Annotated in this window: 11 protein-coding genes; 4 read left to right on the forward strand and 7 right to left on the reverse strand. The window is 72.1% G+C overall.

Translation table 11 applies throughout. The features are described 5' to 3' along the window. Positions 1-232 precede the first annotated feature (232 nt). The 3 genes from ACH34S_RS13660 to ACH34S_RS13670 are packed head-to-tail and all read left to right on the forward strand — an operon-like array spanning position 233 to position 2,874. Complete coding sequence (locus tag ACH34S_RS13660; protein ID WP_395952934.1) at positions 233-1,246, forward strand: hypothetical protein; 1,014 nt, start codon at positions 233-235, stop codon at positions 1,244-1,246. A gap of 18 nt (positions 1,247-1,264) precedes the next feature. Next, positions 1,265-1,984, forward strand: a complete 720-nt coding sequence (locus ACH34S_RS13665; RefSeq protein ID WP_395952935.1) for a hypothetical protein — start codon at positions 1,265-1,267, stop codon at positions 1,982-1,984. A gap of 5 nt (positions 1,985-1,989) precedes the next feature. Then, a complete protein-coding gene (locus ACH34S_RS13670) occupies positions 1,990-2,874 on the forward strand; it encodes an inositol monophosphatase family protein (protein ID WP_395952936.1) in 885 nt (294 codons plus the stop codon). A gap of 28 nt (positions 2,875-2,902) precedes the next feature. On the opposite strand, the gene ACH34S_RS13675 is transcribed toward ACH34S_RS13670, so the two are convergent. After that, on the reverse strand, positions 2,903-4,126 hold the full coding sequence (locus tag ACH34S_RS13675; RefSeq protein WP_395952937.1) for an SLC13 family permease: 1,224 nt from the start codon (positions 4,124-4,126) through the stop codon (positions 2,903-2,905). Positions 4,127-4,225: 99 nt separating this feature from the next. Here ACH34S_RS13675 and ACH34S_RS13680 point away from each other — a divergent pair, with 99 nt between their 5' ends. Continuing rightward, complete coding sequence (locus tag ACH34S_RS13680; RefSeq protein WP_395952938.1) at positions 4,226-10,102, forward strand: TIR domain-containing protein; 5,877 nt, start codon at positions 4,226-4,228, stop codon at positions 10,100-10,102. Between the two features lie 24 nt (positions 10,103-10,126). Here ACH34S_RS13680 and ACH34S_RS13685 read toward each other — a convergent pair whose 3' ends face one another. The 6 genes from ACH34S_RS13685 to ACH34S_RS13710 form a co-directional block, all read right to left on the reverse strand. Next, the gene (locus tag ACH34S_RS13685; protein WP_395952939.1) at positions 10,127-10,528 is read right to left on the reverse strand and encodes an SSI family serine proteinase inhibitor; all 402 of its coding nucleotides are present in this window, start codon (positions 10,526-10,528) and stop codon (positions 10,127-10,129) included. Between the two features lie 155 nt (positions 10,529-10,683). Further along, on the reverse strand, positions 10,684-11,274 hold the full coding sequence (coaE, locus tag ACH34S_RS13690) for a dephospho-CoA kinase (RefSeq protein ID WP_395952940.1): 591 nt from the start codon (positions 11,272-11,274) through the stop codon (positions 10,684-10,686). A gap of 9 nt (positions 11,275-11,283) precedes the next feature. Next, complete coding sequence (locus ACH34S_RS13695) at positions 11,284-11,829, reverse strand: GNAT family N-acetyltransferase (protein WP_395952941.1); 546 nt, start codon at positions 11,827-11,829, stop codon at positions 11,284-11,286. Positions 11,830-11,867: 38 nt separating this feature from the next. Further along, the gene (locus ACH34S_RS13700; protein ID WP_395952942.1) at positions 11,868-13,817 is read right to left on the reverse strand and encodes an endonuclease/exonuclease/phosphatase family protein; all 1,950 of its coding nucleotides are present in this window, start codon (positions 13,815-13,817) and stop codon (positions 11,868-11,870) included. A gap of 209 nt (positions 13,818-14,026) precedes the next feature. Further along, entirely contained in the window at positions 14,027-15,526 is a 1,500-nt protein-coding gene (rpsA, locus tag ACH34S_RS13705) for a 30S ribosomal protein S1 (RefSeq protein ID WP_395952943.1), read from the reverse strand. 236 nt (positions 15,527-15,762) lie between these two features. Then, on the reverse strand, positions 15,763-16,887 hold the full coding sequence (locus tag ACH34S_RS13710; RefSeq protein ID WP_395952944.1) for a polysaccharide deacetylase family protein: 1,125 nt from the start codon (positions 16,885-16,887) through the stop codon (positions 15,763-15,765). Positions 16,888-16,916 lie beyond the last annotated feature (29 nt).

Below are 16,916 nucleotides of genomic sequence, written 5' to 3' on the forward strand. Positions count from 1 at the left end.
ATAGCGACCAGCGGGTAGCAAAGGTCGTCCTGGTCGCAACGGCGACATGAGGGCGGGCATCACCGCAGAGGCACGCGAATCCCCCTGCCCGCGGGGCTTTCCCGCGCTCCGGGTGCTGTGGTTACGATGACGGCGCCGATCGTGCTGTTCGCCAGGGACGACCCCCGCACGCCCCCGAACCGCGCCCCGAAGCGCCTCCCGGCGCCGACCCAGGACGGGGTAACCGCAGAACATGACCCGCTTCACCAACTGGTTCGGGAAGAACGCCGACGCCGTGATCGCGCTAATCCTCGCCGTCGTCGTCGCGGTGATCGGGCTCGGCGTGCAGTTCGAGAACGAGTCGGAGATCACCAACAGCGCGATCCTCGCGGTGATCGGCCTGCTGGCGACCTCGGTGCTGCGGGACCGCGGGCGCCGCGTCCCCGTGGAGGCGGAGGTCCGCGACACGCTGCGGGCGTCCTCGTCCACGCTGGACGACCTGAGCGGCAGGCTGAGCCACATCGAGGCCTTCGAGGGCGTCCTGTCCGACACCAAGCGCGCGCTGGACGAGACCACGGTCGTCCGCGTCATCAGCGGCGCGCAGGTGGCGCAGGTGCTCGAAGAGGCCCGCCGCGAGACCGACCGGTGGTTCTTCAAGGGCGGGACGGGCACCTACATCCGCGCGCGGACGCTGCCCGAGTGCGTGGCGGCGGCCCGCAGGGACCGCCGGACTCTGCTGTTCCGCCTGGAGATCCTCGACCCCACCGACGTGGAGGTCTGCGAGGCGTACGCGCGGCACCGCCGTTCGGTGTCGGACGGCCCGGACGCGACGGGCGAGCCCTGGACGCTGGAGCGCACCCGCAAGGAGGCGTACGCGACGATCCTGGCGGCGTGCTGGCACAAGCAGCGGTTCGCCATGCTCGACATCGACATCGGCCTGGCGCGGACGATGACGACGCTGCGCTACGACCTGGCGGCGTCGCGGGTGGTGGTCACGCGCGACGACCCGCGCGGCGAGGCGCTCGTCATCGACAGCAACAAGTTCTACTACAGCTGGGTGAGCGCGGAGCTGCAGACCAGCCTGGACCAGGCGCGCCGCGTGCCCGTCGAGCAGGCGCGGCTGGCTCCGCTGGACGACGAGCCGACCGTCGAGGAGGTTCGCAAGCTCTTCGAGGTGATCGGGATCGACCTCGCGCAGTCCTACACCGACCGCGACGTCATCGAGATCATCCGGAAGGCGCTGCGGGCCAGGGACCCCTACGAGTGACCGTGAACTGGTGACGGAGTGAGGTACGAGGACATCCGCCGGGAGATCGACGCCGGTACCGCGGCACGGACGCTCCCGGCCTGGGCCGGAGGCGTCCTGGACGACGTCGCGGCGGGCCGTTCCCCTGTGCCGGCCCTACGGCATCCCCTGGGCTTCGTGTGCCTTCCCGTGGAGCGCGACGGCGATTTCGGCGTGTGCCTGCACATCTGGACGCCGGAGGTGAGTCCGGCGCCGTCCACCACGTCGCTGGTGCACTGCCACAGCTGGGATCTGCTGAGCTTCGTCCTGTACGGGACGGTGCGTAACGTGCGGATGGACATCCGGGCGAACGCCGGAGAGGAGTCCGCGGAAGATGCGACGCAGCAGATCTTCGAGGTCGTGAGCCAGGGCGACGTGGACGAGCTGAGGGCCACCGGACGCGCCGTCCGGTACGCGCCCGGCCCTTCCAGCGCCCACCGGACCGGCGAGTCGTACACCCTGCCGGCCGGTGTGTTCCACACCACGCTCATCGAGGACGGCAAGGAGGCGGCCACGGTCGCCTTAGGACGCCAGACGCCCGGCGGTGGCGATCTGTCGCTCGGCCCTCTGGACACTCCCACTCACCGTGTGCATCGTGCACGTTCCGACCATGCCGACACCGTGCGCGCCCTGCGGCGTTCCGCCCGCAGCATCGCCTCCGCTCATCCGCCCCGTGCGTCGGCCCCCTCCGCACCGGACCCGGCTGGAAAGGCCCGATGAGATCCATGACCCCGTCACCGGCCCTTCCCGTCGATCTGTCGGCGGCCCGCCGCGTGGCCGTGGCGGCCGCCGAGGCGGCCGGTGAACTCCTCAGCGCCGGTGTGGACGGGCCGCTGGCCGTCAGTGTGAAGGGCACGGGCGCGGACGTGGTGACCGATCTCGACCTGGCCGCCGAGGAGCTGATCGTCGGCGTGCTGCGGGACGCGTATCCGGGGCATCGCATCATCGCCGAGGAGTCCGGTGTCCTGGGGGGCGCGCCCGGCGAGGAGATGGTCTGGCTCGTCGACCCTCTGGACGGCACCAACAACGTGGCGATCGGCATGCCCGTCTATGCGGTGGGTCTGGCGTTGTGCGCGCGCGCCGAGCCCGTTCTGGGTGTCGTCCACGACCCGGTGACGGGACGGACGTGGTCCGCCGTGCGCGGACGGGGCGCCGTCGGCCCGGACGGTAAGCCGTTGACGCTCGCCGAACGTCCGCGGCCCGGGCGGGAGAAGAACCCGGTCCTGGCATGGACGCAGGGGCATCAGGTCAAGTCGAGCGATCCGGTGGCGTTCGCCCTGCGCTCGGCCCTGGAGGACCAATGCGCGCGGATGCTGCAGCTGTGGGCTCCGCTCGTGGCGTGGACGATGCTGGCGCGCGGCGACATCGACGGGATCGTCGGCTACCTGCCCGAGATCGTGGACCTGCCCGCCGGGGCGCTGCTGGCCGCCGAGGCCGGTGCCGAACTGCGCCGCCTGGACGGGCGCCCCTACGAGCTCGGCATCGACCTTCCGGCGTCGGACCTGGGGTTCGTGGCGGCGCGCCCGGAGCTGCTCGACCGCCTTCTGGAGACCACGACGAAGATCTCGGCGCGCCTGGGCGGGGGCGGCCAGAACGGCCACGTCGCCTAGCGCAAGGGCGCTCGGTCCAGCGGAGCCGTCAGCTGGTCACGAGCAGGGCCGGAACGGTGGCGGCACAGCCCGCGACGGCCAGGACCGTCCCCGTGAGGACGAACTTGCGGATCGGAACCCGGACTTCCCAGCGGCGGCACCACTCGAACCACAGCAGCGTGGCCAGCGAGCCCCACGGCGTGATGACGGGCCCCACGTTCGTCCCGATGAGCAGTGACAGAAGCTGGTCGCTGTTGGAGGCGGGCACGGCCGACTCGCCCGCCACGTAGGCGGGCAGGTTGTTGAGGACGTTCGACAGCCCCGCACCGGAGAACGCGGCCCGGAACGCGCCCGCGACGCCGTCGTCCCCGCCCACCAGGGCGCGCATGGCGTCGTCCAGGCCGAACCGTTCGAGAGCGGGCACGACCAGGAAGAGGCCCGTGACGAACACCATGAGCTGCCACGGGATCAGCGCGGGCCGCAGCGCCGCCCTGTCACGGACGGCGAAAACGGCAACGGCCACTGCGGCGGAAATGGTCGCGGCGATGCCGAGCTGAATGCCCGTGTGGACACCGGCCAGAATCGCGCCGATGAAGATGAGACATGCGAGCCCGGTGGCGGAGAACAGCACCCGGTCCTTTATGGGCGCGGGCTCTGGCGGGTCATAGGTGTCCGCACCGCGCATGCTCCGCCGCCAATAGAACGCCCACAGCAGCGCCATCGTGACGGCCAGGACCGCGAGCTGCGGCGCCCACATGCGCGCGGCGAATTCGCGGGTCTCCAGCGCGACCCGGTCGGCGGCCAGCAGATTGGTCAGGTTCGATACGGGCAGCAGCAGGCTCGCGGTGTTGGCCAGCCACACGGTGGTCATGGCCAGCGGGAGGGTCGCGATCCGCGCGCGCGCCGCCAGCGCCAGCATGACCGGCGTCAGCAGCACAGCCGTCGTGTCGAGGTTCAGGAAAATGGTGGTCAGCGACGCGAACGCCACACACAGCACGAACAGCGCGCCGTAGTTCCCGCGCCCGGCCCGCGCCAGCCGCTGCGCTATCGCGTCGAAGACCCCGGCCTCCTTGGTGAGTTCGGCCAGGATGATGACGCTGAACAGGAACAGCAGCAGAGGCGCGACCCGTCCGATACTGGAACGGGCCGTATCGGCAGGCAGCAGGCCCGTGACGACGAAGAGGACGCCGAGCACGAGGACGCCGATGCGGATCCAGTCGAGAACCCCTAGCGAGCGCACCGCGCGGCGCGCGATCTCGATCCGGGCTGACACCGCGCCATGATCCCATAGCGTTCCCAGGCGCCGGACGCCATGATCCGTAACGCGGCACGGCACGCTGAAATCCCCGTGCGGGAACGGGATACTGGCGGCATGACACCCCCCGGCGAGCCCCGTTCCAGTGCCAGGCAGGAGCGTCCGACCGACTTCTTCATCAGCTACTCCCCTGCGGACGAGCGGTGGGCGTCCTGGATCGCGTGGCAGCTGGAGGCCGCCGGGCACCGGACGATGATGCAGGCGTGGGACTTCGTGCCGGGCACCAACTTCATCGACTTCATGGACCGGGGCCTGTCGGAGGCCAAGGCCGTGGTGGCGGTGCTGTCGAGCAATTACCTGCGTTCCAGGTACGGGCGTCTGGAATGGATGGCGGCGCTTAGGGCCGACCCGGACGATCCCGCCCGGAAGCTGGTCACGGTCCGCATCGAGGACTGCCCGATCGACGGGCTGCTGTCGACGATCACCTACGTGGACCTGGTCGGGATCGCCGACCCGGACGAGGCGCGCCGGCTGCTGATGCGCCGCATCGAGGAGGCCCTCGCCGGCCATGCGCGCCCCCAGGACGGCCCAGGCTTCCCCGGGCCGGGCCCGGCCCTCCCGCAGTCCAGGCCGCCACTCCAGGGCCGTCTGGAGCCGTCTGAGGGGCGCGGGGACGGCGCCGGGCGGCCGGAGCCGGCCGGGGAGCGGCCCGCCCGGCGGGCGCCCGTCGCGGCGCCGGTGTTCCCCGCGGCCGACGAGGCCCGCGACGAGCCGCGCGAGCACCTCAGCGTCCTGCACATCTCCGGCCCCCGGTTCGGGCGGACGCTCGCCGAGCCCGGCGAGCCCACCACGGCCACCGAGCTGCAGGACCGCATCTGGAGCGACGTGACGCGGTTGGCCGATTCCGGCGTGCCGCGCCCGGAGCTGCTCGTCGTCACCGGCAACATCACCCATTCGGGCAGCCGCAAGGAGTTCGCCGAGGCGCTGTCGTTCCTGACGAGCCTGCGTGCGCTGCTAGGGCTTGAGGCGCAGCGCGTCGTGGTCGTCCCCGGCACGCACGACGTGACCCGTGCGGCGTGCCAGGCCTACTTCTCCAGCTGCGAGGCCGACGACATAGAGCCGCAGCCGCCGTACTGGCCGAAATGGCGCCACTACGCGGGCCTGTTCAAGGAGTTCTACCAGGGCATAGACGCGCTCATCTTCGACAGCGCACAGCCGTGGACGCTGTTCCCCATCCCGGATCTGCGGGTCGTGGTCGCCGGTCTCAATTCGACGCTGCCGCAGTCCCACCGCGAGGCCGACCGCTACGGGCGGGTCGGGCGGGCGCAGGCGGCCTGGTTCAACGAGCGTCTCCGCCATTTCGAGGACGAGGGATGGCTCCGCCTAGGCGCGATCGAACACACGCCAATTGCCGGTGAGCCGGGTGCGCTGCGCGACCCCGAGACCATCGAGATGCTGCTCGCCGGCCACATCAACCTGTTCTTCCAAGGGGCGGAGTCGGAATTCGGCGCCGTTCCCCTGCTCGGCAATGGCGTCCCATGCGTCCCCGCACTCGGGCCTGGACGTCACCAGATCGTCGTCATGCGACGCGACGGCCTCGACAGGTGGATCCCAGAGGACGCCGAACGGCGAGGCCCGGAACGGCTCGAAGTGCCGTGGTCGAGTGTCCAGGGAACGTTCCCGCCCGCCGAGACCCCACCGGCACCGCCCGTCCCGGAGATCGGCCCCATGGCGAACGGCGCGGCCGACCCTGTGCCCGACCCCACGGCGCAGTTGCTCGACCGCCTGACGGAGGCGTGCGAGACGCGTTTCGAGCGCGCGACCATCCGGCGCATCGTCCCGCCGCCGGGCGAGGACGGCCGCGCGGACCCGCCGCACCTGCTGCTGACCCACCTGGAGGACGGGTTCGTCCGGCAGTACCGCATCGGCGCCCACGTGGGCCGGGTGACAGAGTCGGACGTGGACGCGTTCGTCCGCCACGTGCACGCCGACGGCACCGACCACGGATCCGAACTGGTGTACCTGGGGCCCGCACCGGCCCGCTCCCTACGCGACGACGCCCTGCGGCGCGGCATCCGCGTGCGCAGCCTCACCGAGTTCCAGGGGCTCGTCGACCTGTCGGAGTACGTGACGGCCCAGACGGGGCGGCTCTCCGCAGGCGGCCTGTACCCGCCGACCCTGTACGTCCCGCAGCGCTACCGGGAACTCGACCGCCTCCGCGGCGACGCCTCGTCCGGCGAGGAGAGCCGTTCGATCACGGAGGTCCACGAGGACGTCGTCGGAGAGATGCTGCGCCTTCTGGCCGCCGACCACGGCCGGTTCCTGCTGCTGCTCGGCGACTTCGGCCGCGGCAAGACCTTCGCCCTGCGCGAGCTCGCCCGCCGCATCCCCGAGGAGCTCCCGCACGTCATCCCGATCCTGATCGAGCTGCGCGCGCTGGACAAGGCGCACTCGGTGGACGGTCTCGTCGCCGCGCACCTGGCCAACCACGGCGAGGAGCTCATCGACCTCAAGGCGTTCCACTACATGCTGCGCCAGGGGCGCATCGTGCTGCTCTTCGACGGGTTCGACGAGCTCGTCACGCGGATGACCTACGACAAGGCCGCCGACCACCTCGACACCCTGCTGCAGGCCGCCCAGGACAAGGCCAAGATCGTGGTGGCGAGCCGCACCCAGCACTTCAAGTCGCAGGCCCAGGTACTTACCGCACTGGGCGAGAAGGTCGGCGTCCTCCCGCACCGGCGCGTCCTCGGGCTGGAGGATTTCGCGCCACCGCAGGTCCGCTCCTACCTGCTGAACCGGTACGGGGACGAGTCCGTGGCCGAGGCGCGGCTGGACCTCCTGGCGGGCATCGAGGAACTGCTGGCGCTGACGTCCAACCCGCGCATGCTGTCGTTCATCGCCGACCTGCCCGAGGACCGGCTCCGCGCGGTCGCGCAGGCCCGCCGTGCCGTCAGCCCTGCCGACCTGTACCAGGAGATCCTGTCGTCGTGGCTGGCCCACGAGGCCGACCGGGTCGGCGGCTCGGGCGGTCCGTCCGGGCTGAAGGCGGACGACATGTGGCGCGCCGTGGGGACGCTCGCGCTGCGGCTCTGGGAGGGCAACGAGCAGTTCCTGCGCCTCGCCGAGCTCACCGACGTCGCGGACACCCTCACCGGCCTCGCCGGAGGGCGCATGTCGCCGCACCAGGTGACGCACGCGGTCGGCGCCGGAAGCCTGCTGATCCGCACCGACGAGGGCCTGTTCGGGTTCATCCACACATCGGTCATGGAGTGGCTGGTCGCGCGGCACATCGCCGACGAGTTCGCCCAGGGCACGGCGCCGTCGGCGCTAGGACGCCGTGCGTTGACCCAGCTGACCGTCGACTTCCTCTGCGACCTCGCCGACACCCGCGCGTGCCAGGACTGGGCGGCCGGGGTCCTCGCCGACCCCGAAGCAGACGACACGGCCCGCGCCAACGCGATCCGCATCACCACACGCCTGCGCACCCCGGCGCGCACCGATCTGCGCGGCGCGCGCCTGCAGGGCGAGGACCTGTCCTACCGCGACCTCCAGGAAGTCGACCTCACCGGGGCGGACCTCACCGACGCACAGCTCGTCGGCGCGAACCTGTCGCGGGCCGTCCTGCGGGACGCGTCCCTGGCCGGGGCGCGCCTGGACGAGGCCAACCTGGCCGGTGCCGACCTGCGCGGCGCGGACCTGTCCCGGGCCCGCCTGGCCCGCGCCGACCTGCGGGACGTCGCCGTCGACGGCAGCCGCTGGACCCGCGCCGCCCTCGTGGACGCCGTGCTCCCCGACCGGATCGCGGCCGCGCCCGAACTGCGCGAGGCCGCGATCGCGCCCGGCCGCCCCATCGACATCCAGGTCGCCCCGCCCGCCGTCGGCGTCCCCTACGGCTTCCACTTCCAGACCAGCCGTCTCCCCCACCCCCTCGCCTACAGCCCGGGCGGCTCCGTCCTGGCCCTGGGCAGCGAGGACGGCGGCATCCTCGTTTGCGATGCCGTCACAGGCGTGCCGCTGCGCACACTCCAGGGCCACACCGACCGCGCCTACGCGGTCGCGTTCGACTCCCCCGGGAACCTCCTGGCGAGCGGCGCCGCGGACGGCACCGTCCGCATCTGGGACCTCGCCACCGGCCACACCGCCCACACCTTCACCGTCCACCCCGAAGGGGTGTGGCCGCTCGTCGTCGGCGGGCGCGCCCCATCGGGAGCGAACCTCGTCGCAGCGGGCGCCGCCGACGGGACCATCCGCGTCTGGGACGCCTCGTCCGGCGCCCTCCTGCACGAGCTGTCCGGCCACACCGCGCCCGTCTACACGGCTGTGTTCGACCCCGCGGGCTCGCTCATGGTCACCGGCGACGCGGGCGGCACGCTACGCGTCTGGGACCTCGCCACAGGCGCCCTCCAGCGCGAACTGACCGGCCACCGCGGCGCCGTCTACCGGGCCGTGTTCCACCCCGACGGCTCCCTCCTGGCGGCCGGAGACCAGGAGGGCGCCGTCCGCCTCTGGGACATCCGCACCGGTGAGATCAGCCAGGAACTCCTCGGCCACACCGGCCGCGTCTACGCCATCGCGTTCCACCCGGACGGGGACCTCCTGGTCACCGGCGACACCAACGCGTCCGTCCGCATCTGGGAGGACGGCCGCCAGCGCACCACCCTGCAAGGCCACCGGGGCTCCATCTACCAGGCGGCCTTCAGCCCGGACGGCGGCCGCCTGGTCACCGCCGACGCCGCCGGCGTCATCCGCCTCTGGGACCCGCGGAGCGGCCGGCAGCGCCTCGAGCTGGCCGGGCATCGCGGCGCGGTGTGGCCGTTCGCGTTCCGCCCGGACGGCGCCCAGCTCGCCACCAGCAGCAACGACGGCACGGCCCGGATCTGGGACGCCGAGACCGGGCAGTGCCGCGTCGTGCTGCGCGGCCACGGCCGCCGCGTCACCGGCGTCGCGTTCAGCCCGGACGGCGGCATGCTCGCCAGCAGCGGCAACGACGGCCTGGTCCGGCTCTGGGAGCCGCGCTCCGGGCGGATGATCCGCGAGCTGCGCGGCGTCGCCGACAACCTCACCTCCGCCGCGTTCAACACCCGCGACTCCCAGCTCGCCACCGCCACCAACGACGGCGGCGTCCACCTGTGGCAGGCCGGGACCGGCACGTTCGAGCGCGAGCTGAACGCGGAGACCGACCACGTGTGGGCGCACGCGTTCTCGCCCGCCGGCGACATCCTCGCCACCGCCAACGACGACGACACGGTCCGGCTCTGGTACTGGACGACCGGCCGCGAGACCGTCAACCTCGCCGACCACCGGGGCCGCGTCCGCTCCATCGACTTCCAGCCGGGCGGCGCCCTGGTCGCGACGGGCTGCGACGACGGCCTCGTCCGGCTCTGGCATCCGCGGACCGGCGAGCTCACCGCCGAACTGCGCGGCCACACCGACCGCGTCTACCGCGTGGCCTTCTCCCCGTCTGGGGAGACCCTCGCCACCGCCAGCAACGACGGGACCGTCCGCCTCTGGGACCCGGCCACCGGAGAGTCCCTGCACACCCTGACCGGCCACACGGGCCGCCTGTGGACGACCGCGTTCCATCCGTCCGGAAACCTGCTCGCAAGCGCGGGCGACGACATGGCGGTGCGCCTCTGGGACCCGTCCACGGGCGAGACCGTCCACACCCTCACCGGCCACACCCGCCGTATCTGGTCGGTCGCGTTCAGCCCGGACGGAGCGCACCTCGCCACCGCCGGCGACGACGGCGCCATCATCCTCTGGGACGTCACCGGCTGCGGTATCACCGGCAGCGCCGCGCCCGCGCGCCGCGCCACCCTTCTCGGCCTCGCCGAAGGATGGGCCGCCCTGGCGCCCGACGGCCGCTACAAATGGGAGGGCAACGCCACCGCGGAATTCTGGTACGCCGTGGGCATGTGCCGTTTCGAGCCCGGCGAACTGGACGCCTACCTACGCGAAGTCCACCAACTCCCCCTGGACGCGCCCTTCTGAGCCCCTTCCGAGCTCGTCCTGCCGTCAGAAGTCGAAGACGTGGCCGTAATAGATCCTGGCGCACCCGTCATTGGTGATGGTCTTGGAGAACGGCTTGACGGGAGCGCCCTTCCAATACCCGGTCGCGGCGGCGTCCACCGGGATCCAGACCTGAAGGCACCCGCCCCGCTGCGGCGGGACCTTCGAGATGTCCCCGTCCGCCAGGGCCAGCTCGGCGCAGGCGGCCGCGGCGTTCTTGTGGGTGCCGCCGACAGGGTCGCAGGTCAGCGTCGCATAGCGAGGCCTTCCGCTCTCCTGCGGGATGACCGAGAGCTTGAGCTCCGTCGGCGACCCGGCCGGACCGGCGGCGACGGCGGGGGACGCGACCGCGACACCACCGGCGACCAGGCTCATTCCCAGAATTACACGAAGCGTGACACGCGCCATGACATCTCCTTAAAATGGAGCGGTTCAACCCCCGATTACACCATTCATTCGAGATGCCACAAGGTCCGAATGCGGCCACGGCACGGAAACGTCTCCCAGCGCACCAGCATGATCACGTGACGTGCTTGATTAAGAGCCCTCCATAATGGGCCCCGTCAATGCCGGGCGAGAGATTCCCAGAGGGCGTCGACCTGGGATTCCAGGTCGTCGAGCGTGCCTGAATTGTCGATGACGCGGGTGGCGACGGCGCGGCGGTCCGCGCGGGACGCCTGGCTGGCCATGCGGGCGCGGGCGTCCTCCTCCGTCATGCCGCGCCTGGCGACCAGCCGGTCGAGCTGGACCTCCTCGGGGGCGTCGACCACGACGACCTCGTCGTACATCTCCGCCAGGCCGTTCTCGGCGAGGAGCGGGACGTCGTAGACGACGACGGCGCCGGCGGGAGCGGCGTCCATCAGCTCCTTCGTCCGCTCCCCCACCAGCGGGTGGACGATCGCGTTCAGCGCCGCGAGCCGCTCCGGGTCGGAGAACACGATGCGGCCGACCTTCTCGCGGTCGAGGGCACCGTCCGGGAGCAGCACGTCCGCGCCGAACTCCGCGACGACGGCGGCGAGGCCCGGGGTGCCCGGCTCCACGACCTCGCGGGCGATCTTGTCGGCGTCGATGACGACGGCGCCGCGCTCGCGGAGCCGGGCCGACACCTCGCTCTTGCCCGAGCCGATCCCGCCCGTGAGTCCCACTTTCAGCACGAACTCACCCTAACCGCCGGCCGTTCCGGCCGGGACGAGGGGTTTGCGCATGTGGACGAGGGTGAGATGCGCCGCGACGCGCTCCCGGTGCGTCTCGGCATAGCCGAGGCGCCGGTACAGGCGCAGGTTCGTCTCGCTGAGGTGCCCGGTGAACAGGACGCACGCGTCGGCGCGTCCGGCCACCTCGTCCTCCAGGGCGCGCATGAGCCGCCCGCCGATCCCGCGGCCCTGCATGTCGGGGACGACGACGAGCCGCCCGACGAGGCACGTGCGGTCGCCGAACTGGGCGCGGACGGCGCCGACGAGGCGTCCGCCCAGCACGGCCTTCAGCACCACCGCGTCCCCGGCGAGAACCTTCCGGAGCTGCTCCCCCGCCTCGACCAGCGGGGGGAGGAACGGATCGCCGTACAGCTGCGCCTCCGTGACGTAGGCGGCGCGCTGGACGGTCAGCAGTTCCCCGGCGTCGTCCGGGACGGCCCGCTCGATCGCGACGGCGGGCGCGCTCACCGGCCCGCTCCCGGCGGTGGGGGCGGCCGCGGGGTTCGCTTCGCTCATGGGGACGACCCTAGCGGCGGGACACGAACCCCGGCCGCTCAGCGGCCGATCCGGACGGTCACCGCGACGGGATAGTGGTCCGAGGCCCGCGACACCGGCACGTCGTACTCGGTCACCAGGACGCCGTCCGACCCGAAGATCCAGTCGACGTGCTCGCCGTCGGCCCTGGTCGGGGACGTGTCGTCGCCGATCGCGGCGCTGCGCAGGTCGGTGCCCTCGGTCATCGCGGCCAGTTCCGGGCTGCCGGGCCCGGCGTTGAAGTCGCCGCCGATCAGCGTGCGGGGCGCGCCGCCCCAGGCCCTCAGCAGCGCGGCGATCGAGCGGGACCGCTCGTCCGCCTGGTCGTCGCCGCCCTCCAGGTGCGTCGACCACACGTCCATCGTGGTGCCGCCGACGCCGAGCCGCGCCCACACGTAGCCGCGGATCTGCGACCAGTCGCCGCGCGGCATGCGGCCCGTCCCGGAGCTGTGCACGGGCAGCGAGGTGAGGATCGCGTTGCCGAACTGCCCGTCGGCGGCGGGCCCCCAGATCAGCTTCATGCCGAGGCGCCGCGACAGCCACACGCCGACGTCGGCGGTGCCGGACAGCAGCGAACCGCGCCCGGCCTCCTGCAGCAGGACGACCTGGGCGCGCTGCCCCTCGATCACCCGGGCGATGCCCTCCGGGTCGAGGCGCCCTGACTGGTCGACGGCGTCGTGGATGTTGTAGCTGAGCACGCGCACCGTCCCGGGGACGGGCGCCGTCTGTGCCTTCCCGTCGGGCGCGGCGACGGTGAACACCAGCGTCCCGGCGAGCAGGCCGAGCGCGGCGCCGCCGGCGGTGAGGGCGCGCAGCGGAGCGCGGGCGGGCAGCGGCCCGCCGCGCGCGGCGGCGATCGCGGCGAGCGCGCCGAGCAGGATCCCGGCGAGGCCGGGCAGCAGGTTGTTCGGGAACGGCAGCGGCGACACGGCGCTGACCTGGTACGGGACGAGGATCACCACGATCAGGAGCCCGCCGAGCGCGGCGCCGACGTCGATCCGCCACACCGGCCCGCCGGTTCCGGCGCGGCGCAGCGGCGCCCGGCACGCGACCGCGAGCAGCCACGCCGACAGCACCTGCCCGAGGATCACGATCGGGACGACCTCGATGCCGGAGACCGCGTACGTCCCGGCGACGGCCCCGGCGCCGACCCCGAGGACGGTGCCGCCGAGCACGCACACCCCGCCCGGCACGGCCCGGACGGCGAGCCCGGACGCGAGGAACGCCAGCGCGAGCCCCTGCCCGACGACGATCACGACGTGCGCGGCGGTCAGCGACCGCCAGCCCGACGACGCCACGAACGCGGGGCTGGACAGCACGAGGACCTGCAGCGCCAGGAACGGTCCGAAAGCGGCGGCGCCGAGGGCGTCCCGCCAGGAGATGCCGGGCGCGGCGACCGGCCCGGACGACAGCTCCCGGTACAGCGCGGCTGCGCCGAGGCCGACGAACGCCAGGCACGCCAGCCATGGCCCGACGCCGGTCCGCCACACCGGGTCCCAGGTGGCGAAGCACATCCGCACGGCGGTGTCGATCGACAGCCCGGCCACGGTGGCGGTGGCGAACCCGACACCGGACAGGCCGCGGGCGCCCTCGTACAGCGCCGCGACGGCGATCATGCCGATGGCGGTGCCCGCGAACGCGAGCCAGGTGCGCGGCTCGATGCCCTGCGCGAGCAGCCGGACGGCGAGGAGCCCGCCGACGCCGGCGACGAGCAGGCCGCGGGGCCCGGCGGCGCGGCGGATCAGCGGCGCGGCGAACCCGGCGAGGTACACGGCGAGGACGCCGCCCGCGGCGACCCCGGTGCCGGCCGACTCGGCGAACCGGTCGAGCTGGGGCAGCGAGAACCGGAGCGTCTGCGCGAGCACCGCGACCGTGACGGCGATCAGCGCGAGCCTGGCGGGGCCCTGCGGGACGATCGGCGGCCCGGCGGCGGATCCGCCGGTTCGCGTGCCTACCTCTGTGCTGGCCACTTGAACGTGTGCTCCCGGGGGATGAACAGGCCTTCGAGACGACGGCGAGGCTACCGAACCCGGCGCAGCGAAGCACGGCCGGAGCGCGATCCCGGGGGATCGTTCTCCGGCCGTGGTCTGAACGTCACCGGCCGCCGCGCAGGACCGTGGTCATGGACTCACGGCCCTGTCGCGGACGACACGTGCGCCAGGGGCGGATCAGTGATCGGTCACTGGCCGCCGGACAGCTTCTCCCGCAGCGCGGCGAGAGCCTCGTCGGTGGCGAGCGCGCCACCGCCGGACTCGCTCTCCCCGCCGCCGGAGTAGGACGTCTCGCCGCCGGAGCCGCGCTCGCCGCCGGAGCCGCCCGCGGGCTCGGCGCCCGCCTCGGCCTCGGCCTTGCGGGCCTCCTCGATCTGCCGGCGGTGGGCGTCGAAGCGGGACCGGGCCTCGGCGTACTGCCGCTCCCAGGTCTCGCGCTGCTCGTCGAAGCCGGGCAGCCACTCGCCCGTCTCGGCGTCGAAGCCCTCCGGGTACTTGTAGTTGCCCTGGTCGTCGTACTCGGCGGGCATGCCGTACAGGGTCGGGTCGAAGTCTTCTTCCTCGACTCCGGCGGCGCCCTCGTTGGCCTGCTTGAGCGACAGGCTGATCCGGCGCCGGTCGAGGTCGATGTCGATGATCTTCACGAAGATCTCGTCGCCGACCTGGACGACCTGCTCGGGGATCTCCACGTGCCGCTCGGCCAGCTCGGAGATGTGCACCAGGCCCTCGATGCCCTCCTCGACGCGGACGAACGCGCCGAACGGCACCAGCTTGGTGACGCGGCCCGGCACGACCTGGCCGATCTGGTGGGTGCGGGCGAACTGCTGCCACGGGTCTTCCTGCGTCGCCTTGAGCGACAGCGAGACCCGCTCGCGCTCCATGTCGACGTCCAGGACCTCGACCGTGACCTCCTGGCCGACCTCGACCACCTCGGACGGGTGGTCGATGTGCTTCCAGGACAGCTCGGAGACGTGCACGAGCCCGTCCACACCGCCGAGGTCGACGAACGCGCCGAAGTTGACGATGGAGGACACGACGCCCTTGCGGACCTGGCCCTTCTGCAGGGTGTTGAGGAAGGTCTGGCGGACCTCGCTCTGCGTCTGCTCCAGCCAGGCGCGGCGGGACAGGACCACGTTGTTGCGGTTCTTGTCCAGCTCGATGATCTTGGCTTCGAGCTCGCGTCCGACGTACGGCTGCAGGTCGCGCACCCGCCGCATCTCGACCAGGGAGGCCGGCAGGAAGCCGCGCAGCCCGATGTCGAGGATGAGACCGCCCTTGACGACCTCGATGACGGTCCCGGTGACGATGCCGTCCTCGTCCTTGATCTTCTCGATCGTGCCCCAGGCGCGCTCGTACTGAGCGCGCTTCTTGGACAGGATCAGCCGGCCCTCCTTGTCCTCCTTCTGGAGGACCAGGGCTTCGACGTGATCGCCGACCGTCACGACCTCGTTCGGGTCGACGTCGTGCTTGATGGACAGCTCGCGCGAGGGGATGACGCCCTCGGTCTTGTAGCCGATGTCGAGGAGGACCTCGTCACGATCGACCTTGACGACAGTGCCCTCGACAATGTCGCCGTCGTTGAAGTACTTGATGGTCTCATCGATGGCGGCGAGGAAGGCTTCCTCGGACCCGATGTCATTGACCGCTACCTGCGGGGTGGTCGAGGTGGCCTCGGTGCTGCTCGTCATGTGTCGGCTGGCTCCGGTACGGACATGGAAGTCGTATGGGTAATGCGCGGAGGGCCGGTATCCGCCCTGCCGAAGACCGGAATCGGACGCGGTCGCTGCCGCGTCAGTACACCGAACCGTTGTCGCCGACCTGACCGAGCGCGAGCCTGCTCCGTCCGAAGCGCGCGCAGGCCCACAGCGCAGCGATCAGGATATGGGACCGAACTCCCGTGGTCAATCCGGTGGGCGGCGCGCCGTCAGTATGATCGCGCCCGCGCCCGGTACGTCCCGTCGAGCCGGTCTTCGGCGATCTTCGGGAACGACACCGTGGCCGGGTCTCCGTCAGAGGTGTAGCGCTCATCAGGGTTCTTGTCCAGATACTCCAGCCACGCGGTGGAGCAGTACCTGGTGCAGTCGTTCTCTTTGATCTTGCCTTCGGAGCGCACCCGGTCGATCTTCCACCGGTCGAACTCCGTCGCGAACGGCGACGGCGACGGCCGCCATCCGGCGAGGAAGATTCCCTGGAACGAGTAGCGCGCCCCGTCGCCGCGCGCCCACTTCTCCTTGCGCGGCACCGACCCGAACGGATACGCCAGCGTCGCCGTGTGCGCCCCGGTCAGCTGGAAGATCCGGTCTTCCATCCCGCCGATCTCGTCGCGCACCTTCTTCTCGGACATGCCCGCGAGATTGGGATGGGACGTCGTGTGGTTGCCGAGCTCGAACCCGTTCTGCGTCAGCCACTTCAGCGCCACGGCGGCCGGGCCGCCCTCCAGCCCGAACAGCTCCTTGTTCAGGAAGAACGTCGCCGTCGCCCGGAATCCGGGGTTCTCCTGGGCGACCCGCTGGATGATCGCGACCGCGGTGTCCGGTAGCGGCCGCCCCGACGGGTCGAGCGCGAAATGCCCGGGCGTGCTGTCGTCGAAGGTCAGCACCACGGGATGCTTCCCCGCCGGGACGTTGAACCGCCCGCTCACGAACTCCCCCGCGGTGATCGGGCAGTACCCGCCCTTGGCCAGCCGCGTCAGCTCGTCGTAGAGCTCCTTCGTCGACCGGTCCAGCGACATCTCGGGCTTCTTCACGACCCGGTGGTACATCAGCACCGGGACCTGGCCCAGCTCGTTCGCCTTGACGGCCACCGCCCCGGGCGCCGCCGCCGGGATCGGCCCGGTCGGGGTCGCGGACGCGGACGGCGACGCGGACCCACCTGGCGCAGGCGCCCCGCTCGCCTTGGCCGCGGTGGCGGCGTCGGCCGTCCCGGAGGTGTTCCCGGCCCGCTCCGCCGCGGGCGCCTTCTCCCGCGGCCGCCGTTCCCCGGGAAGCGCCAGCCCCAGCACCACGGCGCAGACGATCACAACTGCAGCGATCTTGTGAAGCAGAGGCACGCTACCCCCCGCCGGTCGACCCGAACAGG

The sequence above is a fragment of the Actinomadura sp. 3N508 genome, assembly GCF_044326375.1.
Lineage (GTDB): Bacteria > Actinomycetota > Actinomycetes > Streptosporangiales > Streptosporangiaceae > Spirillospora.